Annotated in this window: 23 protein-coding genes; 7 read left to right on the forward strand and 16 right to left on the reverse strand. The window is 62.2% G+C overall.

Annotation, left to right across the window (positions count from 1 at the left end; all coding sequences use genetic code 11):
* Window positions 1–33 precede the first annotated feature (33 nt).
* The 6 genes from ODJ80_RS11105 (at window position 34) to ODJ80_RS11130 (ending at window position 6,462) form a co-directional block, all read left to right on the forward strand.
* Window positions 34–294, forward strand: a complete 261-nt coding sequence (locus ODJ80_RS11105) for a hypothetical protein (protein ID WP_263042140.1) — start codon at window positions 34–36, stop codon at window positions 292–294.
* 345 nt (window positions 295–639) lie between these two features.
* Entirely contained in the window at window positions 640–1,992 is a 1,353-nt protein-coding gene (locus tag ODJ80_RS11110; RefSeq protein WP_263042141.1) for a glycoside hydrolase family 32 protein, read from the forward strand.
* Window positions 1,993–2,024: 32 nt separating this feature from the next.
* On the forward strand, window positions 2,025–3,374 hold the full coding sequence (locus tag ODJ80_RS11115) for a glycoside hydrolase family 32 protein (protein WP_263042142.1): 1,350 nt from the start codon (window positions 2,025–2,027) through the stop codon (window positions 3,372–3,374).
* 73 nt (window positions 3,375–3,447) lie between these two features.
* A complete protein-coding gene (locus ODJ80_RS11120) occupies window positions 3,448–4,800 on the forward strand; it encodes a glycoside hydrolase family 32 protein (RefSeq protein WP_263042143.1) in 1,353 nt (450 codons plus the stop codon).
* A 35-nt stretch (window positions 4,801–4,835) separates the two neighbouring features.
* On the forward strand, window positions 4,836–5,831 hold the full coding sequence (locus tag ODJ80_RS11125; RefSeq protein WP_263042144.1) for a carbohydrate kinase family protein: 996 nt from the start codon (window positions 4,836–4,838) through the stop codon (window positions 5,829–5,831).
* Between the two features lie 151 nt (window positions 5,832–5,982).
* Complete coding sequence (locus ODJ80_RS11130) at window positions 5,983–6,462, forward strand: hypothetical protein (protein ID WP_263042145.1); 480 nt, start codon at window positions 5,983–5,985, stop codon at window positions 6,460–6,462.
* Between the two features lie 184 nt (window positions 6,463–6,646).
* Here ODJ80_RS11130 and ODJ80_RS11135 read toward each other — a convergent pair whose 3' ends face one another.
* From ODJ80_RS11135 to ODJ80_RS11200, 14 genes are all read right to left on the reverse strand, one after another.
* Window positions 6,647–7,714 carry a polyamine ABC transporter substrate-binding protein gene (locus ODJ80_RS11135; RefSeq protein WP_442863919.1) on the reverse strand — a complete coding sequence of 356 codons (1,068 nt, stop codon included), beginning with the start codon at window positions 7,712–7,714 and terminating at the stop codon, window positions 6,647–6,649.
* Window positions 7,711–8,517 carry an ABC transporter permease gene (locus ODJ80_RS11140; RefSeq protein ID WP_263042146.1) on the reverse strand — a complete coding sequence of 269 codons (807 nt, stop codon included), beginning with the start codon at window positions 8,515–8,517 and terminating at the stop codon, window positions 7,711–7,713. Before ODJ80_RS11140 ends, ODJ80_RS11135 begins: the two co-directional genes overlap by 4 nt.
* Window positions 8,518–8,736: 219 nt before the next feature.
* Entirely contained in the window at window positions 8,737–9,615 is an 879-nt protein-coding gene (locus ODJ80_RS11145; RefSeq protein ID WP_263042147.1) for an ABC transporter permease, read from the reverse strand.
* Entirely contained in the window at window positions 9,612–10,694 is a 1,083-nt protein-coding gene (locus ODJ80_RS11150) for an ABC transporter ATP-binding protein (protein ID WP_263042148.1), read from the reverse strand. Before ODJ80_RS11150 ends, ODJ80_RS11145 begins: the two co-directional genes overlap by 4 nt.
* Window positions 10,695–10,876: 182 nt before the next feature.
* Window positions 10,877–11,491 carry a regulatory protein RecX gene (locus ODJ80_RS11155; RefSeq protein ID WP_263042149.1) on the reverse strand — a complete coding sequence of 205 codons (615 nt, stop codon included), beginning with the start codon at window positions 11,489–11,491 and terminating at the stop codon, window positions 10,877–10,879.
* Entirely contained in the window at window positions 11,491–12,669 is a 1,179-nt protein-coding gene (gene recA, locus ODJ80_RS11160; protein ID WP_263042150.1) for a recombinase RecA, read from the reverse strand. The genes ODJ80_RS11155 and recA overlap by 1 nt, the downstream gene beginning before the upstream one ends.
* 109 nt (window positions 12,670–12,778) lie before the next feature.
* Entirely contained in the window at window positions 12,779–13,651 is an 873-nt protein-coding gene (locus ODJ80_RS11165) for a GNAT family N-acetyltransferase (protein ID WP_263042151.1), read from the reverse strand.
* On the reverse strand, window positions 13,644–14,198 hold the full coding sequence (locus ODJ80_RS11170; RefSeq protein WP_263042152.1) for an AAA family ATPase: 555 nt from the start codon (window positions 14,196–14,198) through the stop codon (window positions 13,644–13,646). Before ODJ80_RS11170 ends, ODJ80_RS11165 begins: the two co-directional genes overlap by 8 nt.
* A gap of 14 nt (window positions 14,199–14,212) precedes the next feature.
* Window positions 14,213–15,766, reverse strand: coding sequence for an ATP-binding cassette domain-containing protein (locus ODJ80_RS11175; protein ID WP_263042153.1), 1,554 nt, complete (start codon window positions 15,764–15,766; stop codon window positions 14,213–14,215).
* Between the two features lie 283 nt (window positions 15,767–16,049).
* Entirely contained in the window at window positions 16,050–17,327 is a 1,278-nt protein-coding gene (locus ODJ80_RS11180) for a M28 family metallopeptidase (RefSeq protein WP_263042154.1), read from the reverse strand.
* Window positions 17,328–18,120: 793 nt separating this feature from the next.
* Entirely contained in the window at window positions 18,121–19,539 is a 1,419-nt protein-coding gene (gene cysS, locus ODJ80_RS11185; RefSeq protein ID WP_263042155.1) for a cysteine--tRNA ligase, read from the reverse strand.
* 35 nt (window positions 19,540–19,574) lie between these two features.
* On the reverse strand, window positions 19,575–20,258 hold the full coding sequence (epsC, locus tag ODJ80_RS11190; protein WP_263042156.1) for a serine O-acetyltransferase EpsC: 684 nt from the start codon (window positions 20,256–20,258) through the stop codon (window positions 19,575–19,577).
* A gap of 367 nt (window positions 20,259–20,625) precedes the next feature.
* Window positions 20,626–21,804 carry a ribose-phosphate pyrophosphokinase gene (locus ODJ80_RS11195; RefSeq protein ID WP_178863225.1) on the reverse strand — a complete coding sequence of 393 codons (1,179 nt, stop codon included), beginning with the start codon at window positions 21,802–21,804 and terminating at the stop codon, window positions 20,626–20,628.
* A 215-nt stretch (window positions 21,805–22,019) separates the two neighbouring features.
* On the reverse strand, window positions 22,020–24,044 hold the full coding sequence (locus tag ODJ80_RS11200) for a beta-galactosidase (protein ID WP_263042157.1): 2,025 nt from the start codon (window positions 24,042–24,044) through the stop codon (window positions 22,020–22,022).
* Window positions 24,045–24,232: 188 nt separating this feature from the next.
* Here ODJ80_RS11200 and ODJ80_RS11205 point away from each other — a divergent pair, with 188 nt between their 5' ends.
* Window positions 24,233–24,430: a hypothetical protein gene (locus tag ODJ80_RS11205; protein ID WP_263042158.1), complete on the forward strand. Its 198-nt coding sequence runs from the start codon at window positions 24,233–24,235 to the stop codon at window positions 24,428–24,430.
* Window positions 24,431–24,484: 54 nt separating this feature from the next.
* Here ODJ80_RS11205 and ODJ80_RS11210 read toward each other — a convergent pair whose 3' ends face one another.
* Complete coding sequence (locus tag ODJ80_RS11210; protein ID WP_178863214.1) at window positions 24,485–25,459, reverse strand: ABC transporter ATP-binding protein; 975 nt, start codon at window positions 25,457–25,459, stop codon at window positions 24,485–24,487.
* Window positions 25,449–26,477, reverse strand: a complete 1,029-nt coding sequence (locus tag ODJ80_RS11215; RefSeq protein WP_263042159.1) for an ABC transporter ATP-binding protein — start codon at window positions 26,475–26,477, stop codon at window positions 25,449–25,451. Before ODJ80_RS11215 ends, ODJ80_RS11210 begins: the two co-directional genes overlap by 11 nt.
* Window positions 26,478–26,482 lie beyond the last annotated feature (5 nt).

Below are 26,482 nucleotides of genomic sequence, written 5' to 3' on the forward strand. Positions count from 1 at the left end.
TTAGCTTCAACCCCACTTTTTGAAAGATTTGGTTTGAAAGGTTCCCGCCAGAAACGGGCCTCAGCGGTTTTGGCAGAAACCGCCGGTGCGCTTTTTTCAGGAAAAAGCCCTTTCAGCAGGATGGACCCCGTCAAGCGCGAAAAGCAGGAACGCGTCTCAAAAAACGTTAACGGAGTTCATATATATAATTTTACTCGGCTTTTTCCGTTTGTCAACCCCGCATTTGGTAATTTGCACTTATTTAAGCCAACTTTTTTCTCTTTTTCTCTTTCTTTTGCCTTTATGGAAAAATAAGGCAAAGGAACAACTCCAAAAATCCAGCAAAATGATTGTAGTTTTTTGACAATTGACAGAACGTGGCGAACGCTGTATAACTTAACTAAATTAACTAATTGTAACAACTTGTTACCGAATTGCGTCCAATTTGTGAATCCGCGGCCACTATACCGTGGTGTTCTTGTCTCCCGCACACCACAAGATAGGCGGGGCTGGGGCTTCCTCCCTTTGGGGACGCCTCTATTTATTACATTGTTGTAACCTTTTTCCCGATCCCTTTTCACGGAGGCCGGTTTCCCCCGCTTCCCTTTATACTATATATAATACTTACATACTAAATATTTTTTGGAAAGGATTTTTCTTATGAGCACCCAGGGCATCCGCGATTTCCGCCCGGAGGTCCACTACACAGCGGAGAAGGGCTGGATCAATGATCCCAATGGCCTGACCTATGTGGACGGGACCTACCATCTGTTCGCCCAGTACTACCCCGAGCCCCGCAAGGGCCCCAAGCACTGGTCCCACGCTGTCAGCCAAGACCTGCTCCACTGGCAGCACCTGCCCGTGGCCCTGGCCCCGGACGAGCTGGGCGCCATGTTCTCCGGCTCTGCGGTGGTGGACAGGGAGAACGCCTCCGGCTTTGGGGCCGGAGGAAAGGCCCCCATGGTGCTGATGTATACCGCCCACGGGGAGCACGAGCAGCAGTGCATCGCCTATTCCACCGATTATGTCCACTTCACCAAATACGCGGGCAACCCTGTCATCCCCAACACGGAAATCCGGAATTTCCGTGACCCCAAGGTATTTCCCAATCCCATCCGGGGCGGGTGGAGCATGGCGCTGGCCGCCCATGACCGGGTGCATTTCTACGCCTCCCAGGACTTGCGGCACTGGGAAAAAACCGGCGAGTTCGGCCCCGAGGGCAATTTTATGGAGGGCGTGTGGGAGTGCCCCGACCTGTTCCCCCTCACAGTGGGCGGAACGGAGAAGTGGGTGCTCTTAGTAAGCATGACCCGCCGCACGGAGGAGGGCCCCCGCACCCAATACTTTACGGGCAGCTTCGACGGGGACACCTTCCGCTGTGACACGCCCTATGAGCCCACCAAGCTGCTGGACCAGGGCTATGACGACTACGCCGGTGTCACCTTCAGCCACACCCCCAGCCGGATTTTTATGGGCTGGGCCACCTATCCCCGCTACGCCGAGGACACCCCCACCGGGGAGTACTGCTGCACCATGACCCTGCCCCGCAGGCTCTCTTTAGCGGACACGCCCAAGGGCGGGCTGCGTCTGGCGGCCATGCCCGCCGTCTGGGCTTATGAATCCGCTCCCCAGGAGGGCCTAGCCCTCTCTCGGGAACTGTTCTGCGTCAAGGCCCGGGGGGAGGGTCCCGCCACCCTCCGGCTGGAAAATGGCCGGGGACAGCATTTGGACTTTGGCGTCAATGAGGCCGGAGAGGTCTTTTTGGACCGCTCCCAGGCAGGCGCCGTGGATTTCAACCCAGACTTTGGCGCGCCCCGGTTCTCCCAGCTGGCGGCCGCCCGCTATTATGACGGCGCCTGGGAGCTGGAGCTCCACTTCGACCGCTCCATCTGCGAGCTGTATGCCGACGGCGGCACCTTAGTGTTCACCCAGGCAGTTTACCCGGACGAGCCCTACACCCAGGCAATGGTGGCCCAGGGCCAGGCCCGGGTGGAGGTTTACGCTGCCTCGTAACCCACACGACCCATCGGAGAAAGGACATTCTTATGAGCACCCAAGGCATCCGCGATTTCCGCCCGGAAATCCACTTTACCCCTGAAAAAGGCTGGATCAACGACCCCAACGGCTTGGTGTATGTCAACGGCGAGTACCATGTGTTCGCCCAATACTCAGTAGAGCCCATCTGGGGCCCCATGCACTGGTGCCACGCTGTCAGCCGTGACCTGATCCACTGGCAGGAGCTTCCCGTTGCGCTTTACCCCGACAAGCTGGGGGCGGCCTTCTCTGGCTCTGCCGTGTACGACAAGGAGAACGTGACCGGCCTGGGCACCCGGGAGAACCCGCCCCTGGTGGCCATGTACACCAGCCACAGCCACATGGAGCAGCAGTCCCTGGCCGCCTCGAACGACCCGGGCTTCCGCAACTTTTTAAAGTACCGGGGAAACCCGGTGCTCTCCAACGGGGAGGACCGGATCTTCCGGGACCCCAAGGTGTTCCCCAACCCCATCCGGGGCGGGTGGAGTGTGGCCATCACCATGACGGACCGGGTGGCCTTTTTCGCCTCGCAGGACTTGAAGCACTGGGAGAAAACCGGCGAGTTCGGCCCCGAGGGGAACTTTATGCCCGGCCAGTGGCAGTGCCCCGACCTGTTCCCCCTCACCATCCACGGGGAGGAAAAGTGGGTGCTGGTCATCAGCATGGGGCACCAGCGCACCCAGTACTTCACCGGCACCTTCGACGGGGACACCTTCCGCTGCGATGTGCCCTACCAGCCGGTCAAGCTTTTGGACCAGGGCTTTGACAATTACGCCGGCGTCACATTCAACGGCACAGAGGACCGCCTTCTGGTCGCCTGGGCCACCAGCTGGGTCTACGCCCGCAAGCTGCCCACCGGCGTGTTCTGCGGCTACCTCTCCATGCCCCGCAGGCTCTCCCTGGCAGACACCCCCAAGGGCGGCCTGCGGCTGGCGGCTGTGCCCGCCGCCCAGCCCTTCCAGGCGGCGCCCTGCAGCACCGGGGAGTTGCCCGGCGAGCTCTTTGGCCTGAAGGCAAGGGGCGAAGGCCCTGCCACCCTCCGGCTGGAAAACAGCCTGGGCCAGCATTTTGACTTTGGCGTCAACGAAAAGGGCGAAGTCTTTGTGGACCGCTCCCAGGCAGGCGCCAAGGACTTTGACCCCCAGTTTGCCTCGGAAAAGTTCTCCAAAACCAGCGCCCCCCGCTATTATGACGGGGCCTGGGAGCTGGAGCTCCACTTCGACCACTCCATCAGCGAGCTCTACGCCGACGGCGGCACCCTGACCTTCACCCAGCTGGTATATCCGGACGAGCCTTACACCCGGGCCTCTGTGGCGGAGGGCAGCGCCCAGGTGGAGGTCTATTCCCCAGCCGCCCGTTGAGCCTTTGCATATAGCGCCTAGAAAACAAAAGCCATTTTATTATTTGAATAAAGAAAGAAAAGAGGACTGTTTTATGAGCACCCAAGGCATCCGCGATTTCCGTCCCGAGATCCACTTCACCCCCGCCACCGGCTGGATTAACGACCCCAACGGCCTGGTGTATGAAAACGGCAATTACCACCTGTTCGCCCAGTACTATCCCGAGCCCGTGTGGGGCCCCATGCACTGGTGCCACGCCGTCAGCCAGGACCTGCTCCACTGGCAGCACCTGCCCGTGGCCCTCTATCCCGATGCGGACGGGGCCATGTTCTCCGGCTCTGCCGTGTATGACAAGGAGAACACCTCTGGCTTTGGCACCAAGGAGCACCCGCCCATTGTGGCCATGTACACCTGCCATGGGGACACGGAACAGCAGTGCATTGCCTACTCTACCGACACTGTGAACTTTGCCAAGTACACCGGCAACCCGGTCATTCCCAACGCGGAGAAGATCGACTTCCGGGACCCCAAGGTCATCCCCAATCCCAAAGGCGGCTGGAGCGTGGTGCTGGCCGCCGGCGACCGGGTGGAATTCTACGCTTCGGAAAACCTGAAGGAATGGCGCAAGACCGGCGAGTTCGGCCCCGAGGGCAACCACTCCCAGGGCGTGTGGGAGTGCCCCGACCTGTTCCCCCTCACTATCGACGGGGAGGAGAAATGGATCCTCATTGTCAGCATGGGCCGCAACCACGAGAACCACGGCGCTCGCACCCAGTATTTCATCGGCCAGTTCGACGGGGAGACCTTCACCTGCGACACCCCCTGGGACACCGCCGAGTTCATCGACCAGAGCTTTGACAACTATGCCGGCGTCACCTTTGACAATGCCCAAGAGCGCATTATGATCGCCTGGGGCACCAGCTGGATCTACGCCCGGCAGCTGCCCACCGGGGAGTTCTGCGGCTACATGGCCATGCCCCGGAAGATGGAGCTGGTGCACACCCCCAAGGGCGGCCTGCGGATGGCCACGCCCCCGGTGGCCTGGCCCTTCCAAGAGGCGCCCTGCGGCACCGGAGACCTGCCCGGCGAGCTCTTCGGCCTGAAGGTGAAAGGCAGCGGCGCCGCCACCATCCGGCTGGAGAACAGCCGGGGCCAGCACTTTGACTTTGGCGTCAACGAAAAGGGAGAGATCTTCATTGACCGCTCCCAGGCGGGCTACAAGGGATTTAACGAGTACTTCTTCTCCGACTGGTACTCCAAGATTTCCGCCCCCCGGTACTACGAGGGAGAGTGGGAGCTGGAGCTCCACTTTGACCACTCTATCTGCGAACTCTACGCGGACCAGTACACCCGGGCTTTCACCCAGCTGATGTACCCGGACACCCCCTACACCAAGGTGGCCGTGGCCCAGGGGAAGGCCCAGGTAGAGGTGTACGCCGCAAAATAAACGGAAAATCCCATTCCAGGAAGGACAAATGTATCATGTCTCAAGTTTTGACCACTGGGGAGCTGCTCATCGACTTTTCCCCTGTAAACATCGAAGGCTATCCCAGCATGTTCTGCCCCAACCCCGGCGGCGCCCCCGCCAACGCGGCGGTGCAGCTGGCCCGGCTGGGGGTTTCCGCCGGGTTCATCGGCAAAGTGGGCCAGGATGACTTTGGCCTCTCCCTGAAGAAGTGCCTGGAGGAAAACAATGTTTCCACCAAGGGCCTGGTGATGGACAAACGGCACCACACCACCCTGGCCTTTGTCCAGCTGGACGAGCACGGCGACCGCAGCTTCACCTTCTACCGGGACCCCGGCGCGGACACCCAGCTGCTGCCCGAAGAGGTGAACATGGAGGAGGTGGAGGAGTGCTCCATCCTGCACTTCGGCTCCCTGTCCCTGACCAACGACCCCAGCCGCTCCACCACCCTTTCCCTGGTGGAGAAAGCCCGCAAGATGGGCAAGCTCATCTCCTACGACCCCAACTGGCGGCCGGTGCTGTGGCCCTCGGAAGAGGAGGGCGTGGCTGGGATGAAGCTGGGCCTGCCCCTGTGCGACGTGCTGAAGATCAGCGAGGAGGAGCTGGCCCTGCTCACCGGCCAGGAGAGCATCTCCGCCGGGGTAGAGGCCCTTCACGCCCTGGGCGCCGCCCTGGTGATGGTGACCCTGGGGCCCAACGGCTGCGCCTTCTCCAACGGCCACGGCCTGACCCACCAGCCCACCTATGACACCCCCGTGGTGGACACCACCGGCTCTGGCGACAGCTTCTGGGGGGCCTTCCTCTCCTGCCTGGTGAAAAACGGCCACACCACCCGGGAGTCCCTGAGCGCCCTCACCCAGGAGGAGCTGGCCGCTTACTGCCGCTTCGCCAACGGAGCGGGCTCTATCTGCGCCACCCACCGGGGCGGCATCCCCGCCTTGAAGGGCGAGGAGGAGATTAAGGCCTGCATGGAGCAGTATCCCCTGTTGGAGACGGGCTTCTCCCTCAACTAAATTTCAACGGATTCCATCCCCACAAAAGGAGGAGGAGCTTCCCCGAAAGGAGGCCCTCCTCCTTTTTAACGGCGCCACGCCGCCCGCTCTGCCTTGCCCTTCCCCACCGGGCATGGTAGAATGGGCTTAGAAAGGGAAAGGAGGAGTGCTTATGAAGCGGTCTCTTGCCCTGTGCGCGCTGCTTTGCCTGCTGCTGGCCCTGTCCGGCTGCCGGGCGGCCCGGGTGCCCGGGCTGGACTGGGACCCGGAGGAGATGGTGGAGCTGCAGCTGTATCAGGGAGCCGTGCCCGCCGGCGCCCAGCGGAAGACCACCACAGACCCGGAGAAGATCCGCCAGGCGGCCCAGGCCCTGTTCTCCCTGCGGGTGGAGCGGGACGCCGTCAACGAGGACGTGCCCGCCGGGGGAATCGGCACCTATTTCGTCTTTGTCCGGGAGGATTCCTCCCAAGAGGTGGTTCACCTGGGCAGCGGCGGGGAATTGCTCTCCACTGGGGAGGGCTTTTACAAGCTGCGCCATAAATTCCCCTTGGACCAGGACGCCCTGTGGAACTCCCTGGAGGGGGAGGCGGAACAGGTGGGAGAGAGCGGCCTGCCGGAGATTGGCAGCTTCCCGGCCCCTGCAGCCGGATGATCTGAGGAACGCAAAAAGGACAGCCAGGCGTGTTGCTTGGCTGTCCTTTTTTCTGGCTTGCAACGAAGGGCCGGGGCCCAAAAGATCTTACCCGCCCGCAGCGTGTCCCCCGCGGACGTGCGCTGTCGTCCTGCACAGGCGCAAGCGCAGCTTGCCGCCCCATAGCGCGAAGAGTCCCGTGCGGTCACGCACCACAGGCCGCTTTAAACTCTGTCCAGACCTTCTGATGCTCCTCCAGGGCCTCGGCGGAGACGTTCCCGATCATCTCCATGCTGCCAGAGCCAATGTCCTCGGGCAGGGTGAGGAAATCCCGGTACTCTTCAGAGATGTACTGTTCCGCGTCCAGGTTGGTGCAGTAGTAGCCGATGTACTCAAAGCACTGGGCGGCCACTTCCGGCTGGAGGATGTAGTCGATAAACTTGTAGGCGTTCTCCGCGTGGGGGGCGTTGACGGGGATGAACTGGGCCATGATGCCAAAGCCGATGCCCTCCTGGGGGAAGACCACCTCCAGGTCAGGGTTGGCCATTTTGGCAAGCGTCACCTGCGAGGTGTACAGCACGGCCGCGCCCACCTCGCCGGAGAGCAGGTCATCCTGGGTGTTGTCATCCTTGATGAGGCGGATGTTGGGGGCCAGCTCCAGCAGCTTCTCCCCGGCGGCGTCAATGGCGGCCAGGTCCTCTGTGTTGTAGCTCTCTCCCAGCACCTTCAGAGCCATGCCGTTGATGACCCGGAAGCTGCCGATAATGCCCACGTTATCCTCCAGAGAGGCGTCCCACAGGTCGGCGTAGCCCTGGATGTCCACATCCACCACGCTGGGGTCATAGACGATGGTCTGCACACCGGCGCCGTAGGGCACGGTGTACTTGTCCTCGGGGTCGAAGAACTGGCCCTGGTACACCGGGTTGATGCTGCCGTAATTCTCCAGCTTCGAGGTGTCCAGCTCCTGAACCAGCCCTTGCTGGATGGCGGTCTCGATGATGTAGTCATCGGCGATGACCAGGTCGTAGTCGCCGCCTTTGGCGGTCTCCAGCCGGGCCAGCATGGTCTCGTCCGTGTCAAAGTTGGAGTAGGTCACCTGGATGCCGGTCTCCTCGGTAAAGGCGTCCAGCACCTCCTGGGGGAACATGTTCTCCCAGGTGTAGAGCACCAGCTCCCCGTTCTCCCCAGCGGAGGAGCCGGAGCAGCCGGCCAGGGCGCCCACCAGCAGCAGGGCTGCCAGGGCGGCGGACAAAATCTTTTTCATCTTTCTCATGGTTCGGTCACGTCCTTTCTCGTGTCTCGTTTTTTGGGCGTGCGCCCCAGCAGGGCGGCCAGCCCGCACAGCAGCAGGGTGGCCAGAAACAACAGGGTGCACAGGGCGTTGATCTCCGGGGTGACCCCGGTTTTCAGCTGGGTGTAGATCTTTACCGGCAGGGTATTGGTGTCCACCCCGGTGACGAACACGCTGATGATCACGTCGTCCATGCTCATGGCGAAGGCCAGCAGCATGCCCGAGGCGATGGCCGGGGCCACCAAGGGCAGGATGATATCGAAAAACACCCGCACGGGAGAGGCCCCCAGGTCCTGGGCGGCCTCGGGCAGGCTCTTGTCCATGCCCACCAGGCGGGCCTTCACCAGCATGAACACATAGGGGATGCAGAAGGCCGTGTGGGCGATGACCAGCGTCCCCATGCCGAAGGGGATGCCGATAAGGGAAAAGAACGCCATGAACACCATACCCAGAATGATCTCGGGGATCATCATGGGCAGGGTGGAGACGTACTCCACCGCGCCCTTTAAGGGGAACTTGACCTTGCTCATGCCGTAGGCCCCCAGGGTGCCGATGACGGCCGCGCAGCAGCTGGAGATCACCCCCAGCAGGATGGAGTTCCAAAGGGCCTGGAACAGGTCCCGGTCCCGGAAGAGCTCCTCATACCACTTCAAAGAGAAGCCCTCCCACACCGAGCTGATCCGGCTCTCGTTGAAGGAGTACAGAATGACCACCAGGATGGGCACATACATCAGGGCCAGCACCACCCCCAGGTAGATATTGGGCAGCTTTGTGCGGTTTTTCATGGGCACCTCCAAATCACAAAATAAGCGGGATGAACCGCCCGCCGCAGGCGCAAAAAAGTTTCGTCCACCTTTTCAAAGATGGCAGGGGGTGGGGACAGAATCCCCACGGCCTGCCCTTGCGGGGCTAAGCCCCGCACCCCCTCGTAGGGCTTTGCCCTACAACCCACAAGCCTTTTGAAAAAGGCTTGACCGAAAACTTTTACACCGCTTCGCGGGAGGCTACACGATCCCCTCCAGGTCCTTCACGCCGCTGAGCTTCCGGTACAGCCAGAGGATCACCGTGGTGAGCACCAGCAGCACCACCGAGAGGGCCGCCGCAAAGGGCCAGTTGTGGGCGTTCATCAGCTGGGCCTGAATCAGGTTGCCCACCAGCACCACCTTGTTGCCGCCCAAAAGGTCCGCGATGAAGAACAGCCCCATGCTGGGCACAAAGGTGAGCACCACGCCGGAGAGCAGCCCCGGCAGGGTCAGCTTCAGGCTCACGGTCAAAAACGCCTTCATGGGAGAGGCCCCCAGGTCCCGGGCGGCCTCCACCAGGGAAAAGTCCAGCTTCTCCGCGCTGGAGTACACCGCGAAGATCATAAAGGGCAGCAGGGCGTACACCATGCCCACCACCACGGCAGGGTAGGTATACAGCAGCTTTAAGGGCTCGCTGGTGACGTGCAGCGCCATCAGGAAGGAGTCGAACAACCCCCCGGCCCGGAAAATGATGATCCACCCGTACAGCCGGATGAGGGAGCTGGTCCAGAAGGGGATCATCAGCAAAAGCATGGTGCGTTTCTTCCACTTAGGGCCCAGCTTGGCCATAAAGTACCCAAAGGGGTAGCCGATGGCGATAATCAGCACCGTGCTGATGACCGCCAGCTTCAGGGACTCCCAAAACGTGCTCAAATACACCGGCTCTGTGATGCCGGCGTAATTCTTCAGGGTGAACTGGGGGACCACGCCCCAGGTCTCCGCCCGGGTCATAAAGCTGAGGGCCACCATGTACACCATGGGTCCCACAATAAACAGCAGGGTGAACAGGACCAGGGGCAGGGCCGTGAGGAATTCCCCCCGCCGCTGCCTTTTTTTCAGGGTAGAGCGCTCCTTGCTCATGTCTGTTCCTCCTCCCCCTCCACCGGGCAGGCCTGGTCCGGCTCCCAAGTGACGCGCACGGCGTCCCCGGGGGCCAGCTCCGAGTCGATGCCGTGGCGGCGGCAGATAAACTCCTCCCCGCCAGCCAGCTCCACCGCGATGCGCAGCATGCCCCCGGCAAAGCTCTTTTCCTTTACCACGCCGGGCAGGCCGGGGCCCTCTTTCCCCGGCAGGGCCTGGGCCTGCTCGCCCCGGACCGCCAGCGCCGCCGGCCCGCCCGGGGTGAACTGGCGCCCCCGGCGGAGGAAGGCCGCCTTCCCGCCGGCGCCCAAAAACTCCACCCGGTCCCCGGAGACCGCCCCCACCGTGCCCCGCACAATGTTGGCCTCTCCCACAAACCGGGCCACATAGGCGGTGCGGGGGGAGTCATACACCTGAGAGGGGGTGCCGATCTGGTCGAACTGACCGTCCCGCATCACGGCGATGCGGTCGGACATATTCAGGGCCTCCTCCTGGTCGTGGGTGATGTAGATAAAGGTGATGCCCAGCTTCTTCTGCAGGCGTTTCAGCTCCTGCTGCATCTGGCGGCGCAGCTGCAGGTCCAGCGCCCCCAGGGGCTCGTCCAAAAGCAGGATCTTCGGCCGGTTGATGAGGGACCGGGCAATGGCCACCCGCTGCTTCTGCCCGCCGGAAAGTTCGGCGGGCTTGCGCTTCTCAAAGCCAGAGAGCTGCACCAGCTCCAGCATTTTTTTCACTTCTTCCTTGATCTCCCCCTTGGGCCGCTTGCGCAGCTTCAGGGCATAGCCCACGTTCTGCTCCACGTTCATGTGGGGGAACAGGGCATAGCTTTGGAACACCGTATTCACGTCCCGCTTGTTGGGCTCTACATCGGTCATGTCCTTCCCCTCCAGCAGGACCCGGCCCTGGTCGGGGGCCTCCAGCCCGGCGATGATGCGCAGGGTGGTGGTTTTCCCGCAGCCAGAGGAGCCCAGCAGGGTGATAAACTCCCCCCGCTCCACCTGCAGGCCGATGCCCTTGAGCACCGGGGTGCCGTCAAAGCTCTTATAGATGCCGTGAAGCTCCAGAATGGTCTCGCTCAAAAATCAGGACCGCCCTTTCCTTGAATTCTCTCCGTCACCGGCCTAAAGTATACCGATTCAGTATAGTTTCCTGTGCTGATTATACTGGCTGCGGGGCCCCTTGTCAAGGCGCTGGGGCGGGTTAGCCCAGACTTTTGCCCATTCTCACAAAAAAGAAGCCGGACTGCCGCCCGGCTTCCCCTTTATTCCGTATCCAGCCCGCCCATAACCTCGCGCACCTGCTCATAAGAGTAGCCCAGCCGCTGCAGGGCGGCCACGGCCCGGCGCCGGACCTTTTCGTCCTCCCGCCACAGGGCGTAGCGCTTGGAGAGCACCAGGCGGATGTTCTCCCCGGCGCTGTCCTCTTCCCCGTAAGGGGCCAGCACTTCTTCCGCCATGTCCCGGGGGATGCCCTTGCGGGCCAGCTCCTGCCTCACCCGCCGCAGGCCGTAGCGCTTGCGCTGGATCAGCTCCCGGGCATAGCTTTCGGCAAAGGCCCGGTCGTTCAAAAGCCCCAGCTCTTCCAGCCGGTCCGCCGCGGCCTGGGCCGCCTCTCGGGAGGCGGCGGTGCGGGCCACCTTTTCCGTCAGCTCCCGCTTGCTGTGGCTGCGGTGCTCTAACAGGTACAGGGCCTTCTCCCGGGCCCGGCGGGCGTCCGATTCCTCCACCAGCGCCCGCAGCTCCTCCTCCCCCAGGGCGTCCCCGGGCTTCAGCCGGGAGAGAAGGAACACCTCTGTGTCAATCTTGGGCCCCGGCTCCCCGTCCAGATACAGCTGGGTCAAATGCTTGCGCCGGGGCTCTGCCGCTGTCAGCTCCATCAGTCGTCGTCATCCACGGTGATGTCGATGCTCTTCTTGGCCGCCGCCTTGTTGGTGGGCGTGGGGGCGGGGGCCTCCTCCGGGACGGGCAGCTCTACAGGCTTGGCGGCCTCCCGGGGGGCGGGCCGGCCGGGCAGCTTGTCATAGAGCTTGTCCACGTTCTCCCGCACCTTCTGCTCGATCTCATCGGCCAGCTCGGGGTGGGTGGCCAAAAATTCCTTGGAGTTGTCCCTGCCCTGGCCGATGCGCTCCCCGTTGTAGGAGAACCAGGCCCCGGCCTTCTGGATGATCTCCAGCTTCACGGCGATATCCAGCAGCTCGCCGGTGCGGGAGATGCCCGTGCCGTACATCACATCAAATTCCGCGGTGCGGAAGGGCGGCGCGATCTTATTCTTCACCACCTTGGCCCGGGTGCGGTTGCCGATGACGTCGGTGCCGCTCTTGATGGCCTCGGCCTTGCGCACCTCGATGCGCACGGAAGAGTAGAACTTCAAAGCCCGGCCGCCGGGGGTCACCTCGGGGTTTCCGTAGATGACGCCCACCTTCTCCCGCAGCTGGTTGATAAAGATGGCCACGCAGTTGGACTTGGAAATGGCGCCTGCCAGCTTGCGCAGGGCCTGGCTCATCAAGCGGGCCTGCAGGCCCACATGGGAGTCGCCCATCTCGCCCTCGATCTCCGCCCGGGGCACCAGCGCCGCCACCGAGTCCACCACAATCACGTCAATGGCGTTGGAGCGCACCAGCGCCTCGGTGATCTCCAGGGCCTGCTCGCCGGTGTCCGGCTGGCTGACCAGCAGGCTCTCCACATCCACCCCCAGGTTGGCGGCGTACACCGGGTCCAAGGCGTGCTCCACGTCGATAAAGGCGGCGTTGCCGCCCCGCTTCTGCCCCTCGGCAATGCAGTGCAGGGCCAGGGTGGTCTTGCCGGAGGACTCTGGCCCATACACCTCGATGATACGGCCCCGGGGCAGGCCGCCAATGCCCAGGGCCAGGTCCAGGGAGAGGGAGCCCGTGGGGATGGCCTCCACATTCAGGGCGGAATCCTGCCCCAGGCGCATGACAGCGCCCTCCCCAAACTGCTTCTTAATCTGGGCCAGGGCCGTTTCCAAAGCCTTGGCCTTTTCCTCGGCGCCGCCGCTGGCCTTGGCGCTCACCGGCGTCCGCTTGCTTTCCGCCATCTCAAAAAACCTCCTGTAAAGTAAAATCGCTCTGCCTTACACTGCCTTCTATTATAAAAGAATCCCCGGGGAAAAGCAATGGATTTTCCCAAATTTCTCGAACAAATGTTTAATTCCATTCCCACCAGGTCTCCCGCCGGAAGGGGGCAAACCCCAGCCTGTAGTAAAACTGCTGGGAAGACCCCACAAAAGCGGCCTGGGCGCCCCGCTGCCGGCAGCGTTCCAGCCCCTCATACACGGCAGCCCGCCCCAGCCCTATGCCTCGATATTCCGGCAGGGTAAACACCGGCTCCACATAGGCGAAACGCTCCCCCGGCAGATGCCACATCCCGCAATGGGAGGCGTAATCCCCGTTGGGGGCAACCACCAGCACCCGCAGGCGGCGGTCATAGTGAAGGGCGGAAAATTCCTCCCGCTCTTGGGCTGACGCAATCTCCCGCCGGTTTCTGGGGCGCTGGTTGTTGAAGCCCCGCCAAATGGCGTTGTAATAGCGGTCCGGGTCAAATTCCGGGCTGGCAAAGTCCATCACCCGGAACCCCTCGGGCAGCTCATAGCGAAGGGGTTCCAGGTCGATTTGCGCCACTGCCTCCCCCTCCTGGGTGGCGGTAAATCCCCGCCGCCTGGCGATTCTTTGAAACGCCCGGTCTTCATCCGGCAGCAAAACCCGCAGCTTCCCCTCTTGAGAAAGGTGGGTCATGGCGTACTCCAGCAGCCGCTCTTTCAGGCCCTCGCGCCCCTTTGCCACACAAAACCTGGCTTCTCCAAGATCGCTTTCATAGGCCGCCAGCCCCACAATTTTCCCCTGTTCCTCCGCTACCCCCATGCAGCCCAGGTGTTCCTCGCTGCAATAGGGGCCGAACTGCCAGGCCCACCGGCCCCACAGGTAATTGGGCGTTACAGCCTCCTCCCGGTTGATCCCCGCTAAAAAATCGCAGACCCGTTCCTTGTCCCCTGTTTCAAAGGGGCGTATCCGCTCACTCATGGAACTCTCTCCTTCCGCCGTTCTCTTCTCTCTCCATCCCGCTGTCCCTTTCCCCCTCATAGCGCCCGGCCAGCTCCGCCTCATCCGGCGGCTGGAACAGCGCCGCCCACTGCTCCATGTCCTCCCGGGTGATGGTCTGGAACACATCCTTCTGGCCCGCCCGCGCCCGGGCGTCCAGGCGGCGGCACAGCTCTTCCAGGGGGGCGTGGACGTAGCAGATCTGGAAATCCGCCCCCAGGGCCCGGGCCTCCCGGAACTTTTCCTCCCGCTGCTCCCTGGCCCAAAAGCCGTAGTCCAAAATCACGCTGACCCCCTGGGCCAGCAGCCGCTTGCCCAGGCCCCACATCAGCTGTTCCACCCGGTCGTGGCGCTGGTCGTGGAGGGCGTGCTCCCGGGGGTCGTGGAAGTCGTCCCCAAACAGGAACAGGTGCCACTCGTCCGGGGTAAATCGGATGGCGCCGGTCTCCCTTTCCAGCTCCTTGGCCCGGGTGGTTTTCCCCGCCCCGGGCAGCCCCACCATCAGGGTGAGGGTGGGTTTCCTTTCCATATCCAATCCTCCTCTCACGGCCTCTCACGCCACAGGTTTTCCATGGGTGCCAGGCCCGAAGGCTCCAGCCGGTACAGGGTGGAGCACACCTGGCCGATGTACTTCCTGTCGTGGCTGACACTGATGATACAGCCCGGGAAGTCCTCTAAAATGCCCCGGATCACCGGCCCGGACAGGGGGCTGAAGTTCCGGGTGGGCTCATCCAGCACCAGCACGTTGCACCCGTCCAAGATCATCTTCAAAAAGAACAGCTTGGCCTTCTGCCCGCCGGAGAGCTCCCGGACGGCGTGGCCCTGCTCTTCCGCCGTGTACTTCATGCTGCCCAGGTAGGTTTTCACCTTGGTAAGCTCCGCCTTTTCCCAGCTTTTGGCCAAAAATTCCACCGGGGTCAAGCCCTGGTCCACGGTCTCCCCGTAATCCTGGGGCATATAGGCCGCCCGGATGTCCCCACGCTTCATCAGCTCCCCGGCAATCTGCCGCAGCAGGGTGGTCTTCCCCGCGCCGTTGGGGCCCAGGATGCACACGTGCTCCGGCCCACGCACATACAGGCGCAGGTTTTGGCTCAGCCCCCGGCCCGACACCTCCAGCCGGGGCAGGGAGAAGTCCAGCACGGTCTTCCCGGCGGGGACCGCGGTGTCCTCCCCAAAGCCCACCAGGATGGCCTCCTCGCTGTCGGGGAACTCGGTCATGTCCTCCCGCTCCCGGTCGAAGCGGTGTTCCATAGATTTGACGGACTTCATCTTCTTTTTCAGCAGCCGGCCCCCGTGGGGGTCCTGGCGGGAGATGGCGTTCAGCTGGTGCTCCACCTTCTGCTGGATTTTCTGGAAGCGCTCCTGCTGCTTGCGCTCCTCCTCCCGCTCCTTTTTGGCCAACTGCTCCTGGTGGGCGAACTTCTGCAGCCGCTCCTCCACATACTGGCGGTAGCCCATGCGGGCCACGGTCCAGCGGGGCAGAGTTTTTCGCCGCAGCTGCTCCATGTGGATGATGACGTTGGCGGTGTTTTCCAGCAGCACCTCGTCGTGGGAGATGAACAGCACCGGCTGGGGGCACTTTTGGATGAACTCCTCCAGCCACTCCAGGGTCTCCATGTCCAGGTCGTTGGAGGGCTCGTCCAGCAGGTAGCAGTCGGGCTGACCCAGGGTCAGCAGCCCCAGGCGCAGCTTCACCTTCTCCCCGCCGGAGAAGGTCTTCATCTTCCGGTCGTCGTAGAACCACTCCAGGGGAAACCGCAGCCGCTTGGCCGCGGCGGCCAGCTCCCCGGGGGAGCTCTCCAAGAAAGCGGGCTCCCGGCAGCAGAACTCATAGGCGGTCAGCTCCCCCTGCTCCGGGGGCAGCTCCTGGGAGAGATATCCCAGAAGCATGCCGTCTTTTTGAACGGCCCCTGTGTATTCCACATAGCCCTCCACCAGGGCGGGGTCGTACAGCAGCTTGAGCAGGGTGGATTTCCCGTTGCCCTCCTCCCCGATGAGGGCGGCCTTGTCGCCGGGCTGCAGGGCAAAGGTGAAGCCTTTTAGCAGCTGGCGCAGGTCTTTTTTCATGGTGATGTCAAGGTCTCGTATCTGAAGCAAGCGCGATCCCTCCTTAGAGCGCGAAAAGGGCCTGTTCCGCAGCCGGAACAGGCCCCATCACCCCCAGGGAACGCACGCCAGGGCAAACAGCCCCAGCGGCCGCAAAGATACAGGCAGAGGATGCGATAAGCCAAAAACCGGCAAAGCGAAACCGCCCCCGGGCCAACGCCCGAAAGCCAAATCTCGTCTTTCCGTGATCTGTGGCTTATACGATCATCCTTCCACTCCTTTGCTTGTTTCTGGCACTAAGGATAGCACGGAAGGCCCCGTTTGTCAACCGGGTTTATTGTTCTTCCGCCGCCTCAGAGAGCTCTTTCTTGTACAGGTATTTCTCCACATCCTCCACGATGTTCTGGGGAATCTTCCGCTCCACGGGCACCAGGGCGGCGTTCGCCATCTCTTTGCCGAACTCCAGCACAATGCGGGTGGTCTTCTCCAGCATATCCGCCGAAAGGAAGGAGAGGGTGTCGAACCGGTCGTGGATGTAGGCCGCCCCGGGGGCGCCGTCCCGGCTGAAGTTCACCCCGGGCACGCCGCTGTCCGCAAAGGGGATGCTGTCGCTGGAATAGATGCCCTGCTTCACCTCGGCGGTAAAGCCGTGGATCTTCACAAAGTACTCCAGATAGGAGGCAAGGGCCTTCTCCGCCGTGGCGGTAATGCGGTCCACCCCCAGCACCGGGCCGCCCACGTCCACGTTGATCATCAGCTTGTGGGCTTCCAGCTCCTCCTTGTGGGCCTTCACATAGGCCCAGCTGCCCTCCAGGCCGATCTCCTCGCTGCCGTACCACACGAACTTCAGGGTGCGCTTGGGGGGATTCTCCGCGAAATAGCGCAGCACCTCCATGTTGATGACGCTGCCCGCGCCGTTGTCGTACACGCCCTTGGAGAAGTCCACCGAGTCGTAGTGGGCGCCAAAGGAGACGATCTCCTCGGGCTTCTCGGTGCCCAGCACCGTGGCGATCACGTTGTGAGAGGTCCACTCCTCGGTGCGGCCCTTCAGCACCAGGCGGGCCTTGCAGGCGCCCTTGCGCACCATGTCGATGGCGTCCAGCACCCGGGTGTGCACCATGGGCACGTTGCCAAAAGCCCGCAGGGTGCGGCGCAGCTTCCGGGTGGAGAGGTCGGTCTCCTCCCGCTTGTCCCGCAGCTGGCCCTCCATGGTGACGATGCCCGCCACCCCGGCCTTCATCAGCTTCCGAAACAGGGGCACCCGCATGTAGCCGTTCACCAGCACGATCTTGCCCCGGGCATCGCTCAGGCTCACGTCGTCGGCGTTCTCCACATAGAGGAAGGGGGCCTCCAGCCCCTCTTCCGGGGTGTTCTGGGCGCACTGATAGCCCGTGACGGGGATCTCCTGCTGGAAGGGCTCCAGAATCTCCAGCGTTGCCTCCTCCACAATGCCCTGCTCAATCTCAAAGGGTTGGATGATGGCGGGCACGCCTAGTTTATCGCACTCTTCCTTCAAGATCTGGGCGGCTTTCTCCTCCTCAGGAGAGCCGGCAATGCGGGTAAAGCCGATCTTTTCCAGCAGCTCCATTTCCCGCTTCCCACAAATTTCCATGGTAGATTTCCTCCTTCGTTCTGTCCTATAGAAAAAGCCCAGCGGTGCTCCCGCCGCCGGGCCTTTGCACTTTTAGTTATATCACTTTAACCGGGTGAAGTCAAGGGATTTGACCACTTGAAAAAAGTTTGTGAGGAAGTTGCCAAAAAAGCTAGGTTTTATGCGGGTTTCCGAACTTCCTCACATGAGGGAGTTGCCAGCCGGTTTGAGGGACTTGACGCTTCAACTCCCTCACCTGGGGGAGTTGCCAAACCCGCATAAACACTGGGTTTTCGGCCAACTTCCTCATTTCCCTCTCTCAAGCCGCCCAGTGCCTGGGCACTCAAGTCGCGAACGCCGCTTTAGAGCGGCGGAGCTGGCTGAGAGCCGCTAGCTCAAAAGCCCGCGCTCAGGGTCCGTGACCGGACTGGACATGTCGCGGTCCTGGTCCCCGGTGGGGACCGTTCAGGACCGGTCTACGTTGCCACTTCGGTCGGTGCTGGGCGTCTGCCACTGGCAGACAGCACCCGAGGCAGCAGCCGAGACCCGAAGCCACCGCCTTCCCATACTTCAAAAAAAGAGGGGACGGATGTCCCCCTCTTGGGGTGCCACCTCGCCCGGGGGTTTTGCTTGTGGAAGGGGCAAGCGCAGTGCCTCCGCGCCCGCTCCCGGGGCTATCTGCTGCGCAGCGTGCGCCCCGTCCGCTGCACTTCTTTCTCCGGCTGCGCCGGTTAAGGCCGTAGGGCTCTGCCCTACAACCCGCAGCTTTTGAAAAAGCTGGCAAAACTTTTACGCGCCTTCGGCGTGGCTGCCATCAGCCCTCTACATGCCATTCCACGCCGTTTGCCGTATCCTTCATCACCACATGGCGGGCGGCCAGTTCGTCCCGGATGGCGTCGGCGGTGGCCCAATCCTTGGCCTTGCGCGCCTCGGCCCGCTTCTGGATGAGCGCCTCAATCTCCGCCGTCTCCTCAGGGGAAAGCTCCTTCCCCGCGGGCTTGGCCTGGCGCTCCGCCGCCTCCAACAGGCCCAGAGACAGCACCTGGTCAAAGTCCCCGATGAGCGCCCGTTTGCTAGCGTCGGAGAGGTCCGCCTTCAGCACGTCGTACAGCACGGTCAGCCCCAAGGAGGTGTTCAGGTCGTTGCCCAGGGCGGCGGCGAACTGCTCCCGATAGGGCTTCATGGCCGTCTCATCCGGCTGGCCCTCCTTGGACAGGGCGGCGATGCGCTGGGCCAGCTTCTGATAGGCCTGGGCGGCGTTGTCCAGGCTGTCAAAGGAGAAGGTCAGGGGCTTGCGGTAGTGGGACTGGAGGCAGAACAGCCGGTACACCAGGGGGTTGTAGCCCTTTTCCTCCAGCAAAGACACGGTGAGGAAGCCCCCCTTGGACTTGCTCATCTTGCCCCGGGCGTCGTTTAAGTGGAGCACATGGAACCAGTACTTGCACCAGGGGTGGCCCAGGTAGGCTTCACTCTGGGCGATCTCATTGGTGTGGTGGGGGAAGGCGTTGTCGATGCCGCCGCAGTGGATGTCCAAATACTCCCCCAGCTCCTTCACGGAGATGGCGCTGCACTCAATGTGCCAGCCGGGGTAACCCAGGCCCCAGGGGGACTGCCACTTCAGCTCCTGGTCCTCAAATTTCGATTTGGTGAACCACAGCACAAAGTCGGTCTTGTTCCGCTTGTTCTGGTCCTCCTCCACGCTGTCCCGCACGCCCACGGCCAGGTCCTCGCCGCTCTGGTTGCCAAAGACGTAGTAGTTCTCCAGCTTGCTGGTGTCAAAGTACACATTGCCCCCGGCCTCGTAGGCGTAGCCCTTCTCCAGCAGGGCCTCCACCATGTGGATGAAGTCCGGGATGCGGGTGGTGGCGGGCACCACGGTGTCCGGCTTGCGGATGTGCAGCTTCTCGCAGTCGGCAAAGAAGGCGTCCGTGTAGAACTTGGCGATCTCCAGCACGGTCTTGTGCTCCCGCTTGGCACCGGCCAGCATCTTGTCCTCGCCGGTGTCCGCGTCACTGGACAGGTGCCCCACGTCTGTAATGTTCATCACCCGGTCCACCCGGTAGCCCGCCCAGCGCAAGTACTTCTCCAGCACGTCCTCCATGATGTAGGACCGCAGGTTGCCGATGTGGGCGTAGTGGTACACCGTGGGGCCGCAGGTGTACATCTTCACCTGGCCGGGGGTGTGGGGCACAAATTCCTCTTTTTTCTGGGTCAGCGTGTTGTACAGTTCCATCTTTCTCATCCTTTCCCGGGGAAAACCCGGCCTTTTCACGAACGGGCCCCGCCGGGCCCGGCTTCTTCCAACTCTTGCAGGCGCTTTTCCAGGCGCTCCATCTCCCCCCGCAGGCGGCACAGTTCCATAGAGACGGGGTCCGCCACATGGATCTGGTCCATATCGTCGCAGGGGTGGCGGGGCGGATTTGCGGGCACCTTCTCCCCGTTGATGCGCACCACCCGGGCGGGCACGCCCACAGCGGTGGCCCCTTCCGGGACGGCGTCCAGCACCACGGCCCCGGCGGCCACCCGGGCGTTGTCCCCCACGGTGAAGGGCCCCAGCACCTTGGCCCCCGCGCCGATGAGCACGTTGTCCCCCAGGGTGGGGTGGCGCTTGCCCGTATCCTTGCCGGTGCCCCCCAGGGTGACCCCCTGGTACAGGGTGCAGTTGTCGCCGATCTGGGTGGTCTCGCCGATGACCACCCCCATGCCGTGGTCGATGAACAACCCCCGGCCAATCTGCGCCCCGGGGTGGATCTCGATGCCGGTCTTTTTCCGGCTGCGCTGGGAGATCCACCGGGCCAAAAATTTCAGGTTGTGCCGGTAGCACCAGTTCGCCTTCCGGTGGGAGCGCACCGCCTTGAACCCGGAGTAGAGGAAGAACACCTCCGCCCGGGAGCGGGCAGCCGGGTCTCTCTCCATCACCGCGTCCAGGTCTTCTTTCAGGGTACGGAACATGGCAGCATCCCCTCTCCATCCAAGATAACACGGGGCCGGAATAAAAAAAGCCCCCGCAGACGCACCCGGCGTCTGCGAAGTCGATGGTCTCGCGGTCCCACTTCGCATTTAGGCTCTTGCAGAGGATAACGGCTCTCCCCGGGCGGGGATTTCCCCCCGCCTGCTCCGGGACGCATTTCCCCGCTCCCAGGCGGAAGGGGCTTTCAGCCGGCGGCCCCTTCTCTCTTGCGCCCAGGCGGGCGGGTACTTCTTCCCATCACAGCATTTGCCCCTATTATATGCGATTTGCGCGGATTTGTAAACCGTTTTCCCAAAGAAAAAGAGGGAAAGCCCCGGGGCCTTCCCTCTCTGCAGCGTTCATTTTCCCTTAAAAGGACAGCTGGGCGCCGGCCTCTTTCGAGAGCTCCAGGCGGCGCCGCTCCAACAGCGCCTTGATCTTCTCGTGGGGGTCGATCATGGCGGAAACGGACATATCGTGGTTCAGGGCGGAGATGAAGTAGGCGATGTACTTGGAGACATCCACCTCGTAGAACCAGGGGCGGTTCTTCAGCTCTTCCCTGCGGTAGGTCAGGTTGGAGCCGAACACCCCGTCGATGACGCCCTCCTGATAGGCCTTGTCGAAGGCCTCCAGGCCGTTGGTGAAGATGGCATAGGTGGCGTAGGTGAAGATGCGCCGGGCTTTCCGCTCCTTCAGGTTGTAGGCAATGTCCAGCATGGACTCGCCGGAGGAGATGATGTCGTCGGAGACGAACACGTCCTTGCCCGCCACGTCAGAGCCCAGGTACTCGTGGGCCACAATGGGGTTGCGGCCGTCCACCACCCGGGAGTAATCCCGGCGCTTGTAGAACATGCCCAGCTCCACCCCCAGCACAGAGGCGTAGTACATGTTCCGGTTCAAAGCGCCCTCATCGGGAGAGACAATCATAAAGTCCTCCCGGCCGGTGGAAATGTCGGGGAAGGCCCGGAACATGGTCTTAAGCACCTGGTAAGAGGGCATCAGGTTGTCAAAGCTCATCAGGGGCACGGCGTTCTGCACCCGGGGGTCGTGGGCGTCAAAGGTGACCACGTTGTCCACACCCATGTTCTGCAGCTCTTGCAAGGCAAAGGCGCAGTCCAAAGACTCCCGGTAGCTTCTGCGGTGCTGCCGCCCGCCATAGAGCAGGGGCATCACCACGGTCAGGCGGTGGGCCTTGCCCATGGCCGCCTGGATCAGCCGCTTCAGGTCCTGAAAATGGTCATCGGGAGACATGTGGTTTTCCTGGCCAAAATACTTGTATGTGCAGCTGTAGTTGCCCACATCCACAACAAAGTACAGGTCATAGCCCCGCACCGAGCTCTCCAGAATGCCCTTGCCGTCGCCGGAGGAGAACCGGGGGCAACTGCAGCCAATGCGGAAGGAGTCCACCTCCATGCCCGCCCGGCGGGCCCACCGCACCAGATGGGCCTCAATCTTGTCCGAAAGCTCCTCTGCGCCGTTCATCGCCACAATGCCCAGGGGGGCCACCCGGTTTTCGGGGCTGAAATAATTCTGAGCCGATTGTTCCATCATCAACAGCCTTTCCTTTCTTTTCCAATCTGGAAAAATACAGGTTCGTAATGGCGGGGCCCAGTGCCCCCGCCTGTTTCTTAATAAAATCTTAACATAGTTTCTGTCGCATTTCTACGAAAAAAAAGCTGTTTTTTTATTTTTGCCGTTCCGGCTAATTTTCCCCCTTGTTTTTCATTCAGTTTTGTGCTTCCCCCCGGGAATGCTCTGGGCGGTTACTGCTTTTCCCGGCAAAACACCTGGCCGTCATAGGGGGCCAGGCAGGCCTGCTCCACGGGCTGCCCCTGGAAATCGACGTACCCCTGGGGCAGGGAAACCTGCTGCTGCCGGCCGGAAAAGTTCTGCAAAAACAAGTACTGGGCCTCCCCGTTCTCCCGCAGGCAAGCCTCCACGCCCTCGGGGGGAAGGTCCTCCAGGGCCCTCTTCAGGGAAAGCTCCCCTGCCAGCTTCTGGTAGAGGTCGCGGTAGAGGGCGTCCTCCCCGAAGGAAGCGATGTAGTAGGCCCGGCCCTTGCCGTACTGGTTCACCGTCAGGGCTGCCTCCCCCTGGTAGAAGTCCTCCCCATAGGTGCCCAGCACCTGGGCGCCCCGGGGATGGATGAGGGCGCAGATTTCCTTCAGGCCGTACTCCCGGCCGTCCGCCAGGCGCAGGGTGTTGTGTTCATCGTCCCACAGGGAGTCTGTGTCCTCGTGCCACACGCCAAAGACCTCTCCCAGCCCCGCGCCGGGCCAGCCGCCCAGGTAACACAGGTCGTTCTCGTTGACCAGGCCGGTGTGGTAGGTGCCGATGAGGGTGCCGCCGTTTTCCACAAAAGCCTTCAGCTTTTCCTCAAACCCGGCCCGCAGCAGGTAGAGCATGGGGGCGATGACCAGCTTGTACCCGCTGATGTCGCACTCCTCGTCCACAATATCCACAGGGATGCCCATGCTCCACAGGGCCCGGTAGTGGGCCCGCACCTGCTCCGCGTAGTGGATGCCGCAGTTGCGGGGGCCCGCCGCCCCTTCGATGGCCCAGCGGTTCTCCATATCGAACACCAGGGCCACCTCTGCCTTCACATCGCTTTGGGTCACGGCGTCGATGGCCTCCAGCCGCTGGCCCACCGCCGCCACGTCCCGGAAGACCCGGGTGTCGCTGCCGCCGTAGTGGTCCACCACCGCGCCGTGGAACTTCTCCGTGGAGCCCCGGCTCTTGCGGAACTGGAAGTACTGCACCGAGTTGGCGCCGTGGGCCACCGCCTGCATGGAGGAGGCCATGTGCATCCCCGGCTTCTTCAGCTTGGAGACCGGGGTCCAGTTGGTGTTGCTGGGGGTAGACTCCATCAGCAGGAAGGGCTGGCCCTTGATGGAGCGCATCACATCGTGCCACAGGGCAAAGTCCGCGGCGGTCTCCACGTTTCCCTCATTGCGCCACTGGGGATAGGCGTCCCAGGAGATCACGTCCAGCTGTTCCTTGAACTTGAAGTAGTTGTAGTGGTAGAAGTCGTACATAAAGTTGGTGGTCACCGGGATGGCGGGGTCCGCCGCCTTCACCGCGTCCCGCTCCACCTTCATAAAGTCGATGACCTGGTGGGTGACGAACCGCTTCCAATCCAGGGTCAGGCCGTGGACGCTGGTCTCCCCGTGGGGCACTGGGGCGTGGATCTGTTCCCAGTCGGTGTAGGTGTGGCTCCAGAAGGTGGTCCACCACTGGTGGTTCAGGTTGTCCAGGGTGCCGTACTTCTCCCGCAGCCACCGGCGGAAGGCCGCCTGGCACTGGGGGCAGTAGCACTCGCCGCCATACTCGTTGGACAGGTGCCACAAAATTACGCCGGGGTGGCTGGCGAACCGCTGGGCCAGGGCGGTGTCCATGGCCTTCACCTTTTCCCGGTAATAGGGAGAGGTGTAGCAGTGGTTGTGGCGGCCGCCGGTCTCATCCCGCACCAGGTTGGCCTGCACCCGGCGGATCTCCGGGTGCTGTTCGCTCATCCACACGGGCTTGGCGCCAGAGGGCGTGGCCAGCACGGTGTAGATGCCGTTTTTATACAGATTGTCAATGATCTTTTCCAGCCAGTCAAAGTCGTAAACGCCCTCCTGGGGCTCCAACTTGGCCCAGGCGAAAATGCCCACGGACACACAGTTGATGTGGGCCTCTTTCATCAGGCGGATATCCTCCTCCAGGATGTCGGGGCGGTCCAGCCACTGGTCCGGGTTGTAGTCCCCGCCGTGGAGCATGTGGGGGTATTTGGGGGTCAATGATTTCATAGCAGCTTCTCCCTTCTGAAAGGCCCGGCTTCCCACCGGGTGTTCGGGTCTATTGTACTCTGCTGGCCCCCCTTTGAAAAGGGGAAAAATTCGCTTTTTCTCTTTTAAAAACCACACATTTCCTTGCAATGGGGGGAAGCGTGTGCTATTATGAAATTAGTTAAAACTAACTTGTGGGAGGTCCTCCGATGGTTTTGAATCTCACCGAACTCTTCCTCACACTTTGCAGCTGGCTGATCTGGCTGACCCCGTTTACTTTTGTGTTCTTCCTGGCCCACACCGTCCGGGAGGTGGTCCGGGGAGGGGAGAAAGACGTCACCTACGGCGCGCTGGCCGGTCTAAGCCTCTTTATGCTGGTGGTGGGCGCCCTGGGAATTCTGCTGTAACCCCATGGAAAAGGCCGCCCCGTTTTGGGGCGGCCTTTTCCTGCCGTTTCTCTCTCATTTCTGGGGCTGCACCAGATGGCAGGCCACAAAGTGGCCGGGGGTGATCTCCTGCAGCGTGGGCTTGGACTCCTTGCACTGGTCGCAGGCCCGGGGGCAGCGGCCGGCAAAGTTGCAGCCCTTGGGGGTGTTGATGGGGCTGGGCACGTCGCCGGAGATGATGATGCGCTTCTTCTGGGCCTCCTCCGCCGGGTCCGGGATGGGCACCGCGGAGAGCAGCGCCTGGGAGTAGGGGTGCAGGGTGTTCTTGTACAGCTCGTCCGAGCTGGCCAGTTCCACCACGTTGCCCAGGTACATCACCGCAATGCGGTCGGAGATGTACTTGACGATGTTCAGGTCGTGGGCGATGAACAGGTAGGTCAGGCCCAGGCGCTCCTGCAGGTCCGACAGCAGGTTGATAACCTGGGACTGGATGGACACGTCCAGGGCGGAGATGGGCTCGTCGCAGACGATAAACTCCGGCTCGATGGCCAGGGCCCGGGCAATGCCGATGCGTTGGCGCTGGCCGCCGGAAAACTCGTGGGGGAAGCGGTTGGCGTGCTCCCGGTTCAGGCCCACCATTTCCAGCAGCTCGAACACCCGCTCTTTGCGGCGCTTGTCATCGTACATATTGTGGATAACCATGCCCTCCTCGATGATGGAGGAGACTGTCATACGGGGGTCCAAAGAGGCGTAGGGGTCCTGGAAGATGATCTGGGCCACCTTGGAATAGTTGAAGCGGTCATTGGCGTGCTTCAGGTTCACCGGCTTGCCCTTGTAAGAGAGCTTGCCGTGGGTGGGGGGATAGATGCCCATGGCCACCCGGCCCAGGGTGGACTTGCCGCAGCCGGACTCTCCCACCAGGCCCATGGTCTCGCCCTTGTGGATGTCAAAGGAGACGTGGTCCACGGCCTTCAGGGTGCCGCCGGACACTTTGAAGTATTTGCAGATGTCCTCCAGGGAGAGGAGCACCTCGCTTGATTTAGTCGACAATTTTCTCTCCCCTTTCTTCCGCGCTGGGGCAGTCGGGATGGAGCAGCCAGCAGGAGGCGGTGTGTCCCTCGCTGACGGTGAACTCCGGGGGCTGCTCCTCCTGGCAGATCTTCATGCAGTGCTTGCACCGGGCGCCAAAGCCGCAGCCCTTGGGCGGGTTCAGCAGGTCCGGGGGCGTGCCCGCAATGGAGACCAGCCGCTCCTTCTTGTCCGCGTCCACGGTGGGCAGGCTCTTCAGCAGCGCCTGGGTGTAGGGGTGGGAGTTGCGGTAGAAGATGTCCTCCACCGTGCCGGTCTCCACAATTTTGCCGGCATACATCACAGCCACCCGGTCGGCCATGCCGGCCACCACGCCCAAGTCGTGGGTGATGAGGATAATGGCGGTGTTGGTGTCGTGCTTAATCTCGGCCAGCAGGTCCATAATCTGGGCCTGGATGGTCACATCCAGGGCCGTGGTGGGCTCATCGGCGATGAGCACCTTGGGGTTGCAGGAAAGGGCCATGGCGATCATGGCGCGCTGGCGCATGCCGCCGGAAAACTCGTGGGGATACTGTTTGGCGCGCTCCTCCGCGTTGGGGATGTTGACCAGCTTCAAGTATTTGATGGCCTCTTCCTTGGCCTCTTGGGCAGAGAGCTTGCGGTGGTGGCGGATGGCCTCCACAATCTGCTTGCCCACCGGCTTGGTGGGGTTTAAGCAGGTCATGGGGTCCTGGAAGATCATGGAGACCTCCTTGCCCCGCAGCTTCTGCATCTCTTTCTCATTGGCCTTTACGATGTCATGCCCGTCCAGATGCACCTCGCCCTGGGGGATGCGGGCGGGGGGCATGGGGTTGAGCTTCATAACAGTCTGGGCGGTGACGCTTTTCCCGCAGCCAGACTCGCCCACAATGGCCAGCACCTCTCCCTCATGCAGGGTAAAGGTGACGCCCCGCACGGCTTTTACCTCGCCGGCGTAGGTGTCGAAGGAGACGTGCAGGTTGTTCACGTCCAAAACCACATTCTTCAAATCTTTCGCCACGGTGC

It is taken from the genome of Acutalibacter sp. LFL-21 (assembly GCF_025630755.1).
In the GTDB taxonomy this organism is placed as follows: domain Bacteria; phylum Bacillota; class Clostridia; order Oscillospirales; family Acutalibacteraceae; genus Acutalibacter; species Acutalibacter stercoravium.

Coding starts and splice junctions, on each gene's coding strand:
- ODJ80_RS11130 (WP_263042145.1), top strand. CDS start 5,983: ATGAAGCGGTCTCTTGCCCTGTGCGCGCTGCTTTGCCTGCTGCTGGCC.
- ODJ80_RS11125 (WP_263042144.1), top strand. CDS start 4,836: ATGTCTCAAGTTTTGACCACTGGGGAGCTGCTCATCGACTTTTCCCCT.
- epsC (WP_263042156.1), bottom strand. CDS start 20,258: ATGTTCCGTACCCTGAAAGAAGACCTGGACGCGGTGATGGAGAGAGAC.
- recA (WP_263042150.1), bottom strand. CDS start 12,669: ATGGCGGAAAGCAAGCGGACGCCGGTGAGCGCCAAGGCCAGCGGCGGC.
- cysS (WP_263042155.1), bottom strand. CDS start 19,539: ATGGAACTGTACAACACGCTGACCCAGAAAAAAGAGGAATTTGTGCCC.
- ODJ80_RS11140 (WP_263042146.1), bottom strand. CDS start 8,517: ATGAAAAACCGCACAAAGCTGCCCAATATCTACCTGGGGGTGGTGCTG.
- ODJ80_RS11120 (WP_263042143.1), top strand. CDS start 3,448: ATGAGCACCCAAGGCATCCGCGATTTCCGTCCCGAGATCCACTTCACC.
- ODJ80_RS11155 (WP_263042149.1), bottom strand. CDS start 11,491: ATGGAGCTGACAGCGGCAGAGCCCCGGCGCAAGCATTTGACCCAGCTG.
- ODJ80_RS11145 (WP_263042147.1), bottom strand. CDS start 9,615: ATGAGCAAGGAGCGCTCTACCCTGAAAAAAAGGCAGCGGCGGGGGGAA.
- ODJ80_RS11200 (WP_263042157.1), bottom strand. CDS start 24,044: ATGAAATCATTGACCCCCAAATACCCCCACATGCTCCACGGCGGGGAC.
- ODJ80_RS11135 (WP_442863919.1), bottom strand. CDS start 7,714: ATGAGAAAGATGAAAAAGATTTTGTCCGCCGCCCTGGCAGCCCTGCTG.
- ODJ80_RS11180 (WP_263042154.1), bottom strand. CDS start 17,327: ATGGAAATTTGTGGGAAGCGGGAAATGGAGCTGCTGGAAAAGATCGGC.
- ODJ80_RS11115 (WP_263042142.1), top strand. CDS start 2,025: ATGAGCACCCAAGGCATCCGCGATTTCCGCCCGGAAATCCACTTTACC.
- ODJ80_RS11205 (WP_263042158.1), top strand. CDS start 24,233: ATGGTTTTGAATCTCACCGAACTCTTCCTCACACTTTGCAGCTGGCTG.
- ODJ80_RS11195 (WP_178863225.1), bottom strand. CDS start 21,804: ATGGAACAATCGGCTCAGAATTATTTCAGCCCCGAAAACCGGGTGGCC.
- ODJ80_RS11170 (WP_263042152.1), bottom strand. CDS start 14,198: ATGGAAAGGAAACCCACCCTCACCCTGATGGTGGGGCTGCCCGGGGCG.
- ODJ80_RS11110 (WP_263042141.1), top strand. CDS start 640: ATGAGCACCCAGGGCATCCGCGATTTCCGCCCGGAGGTCCACTACACA.
- ODJ80_RS11165 (WP_263042151.1), bottom strand. CDS start 13,651: ATGAGTGAGCGGATACGCCCCTTTGAAACAGGGGACAAGGAACGGGTC.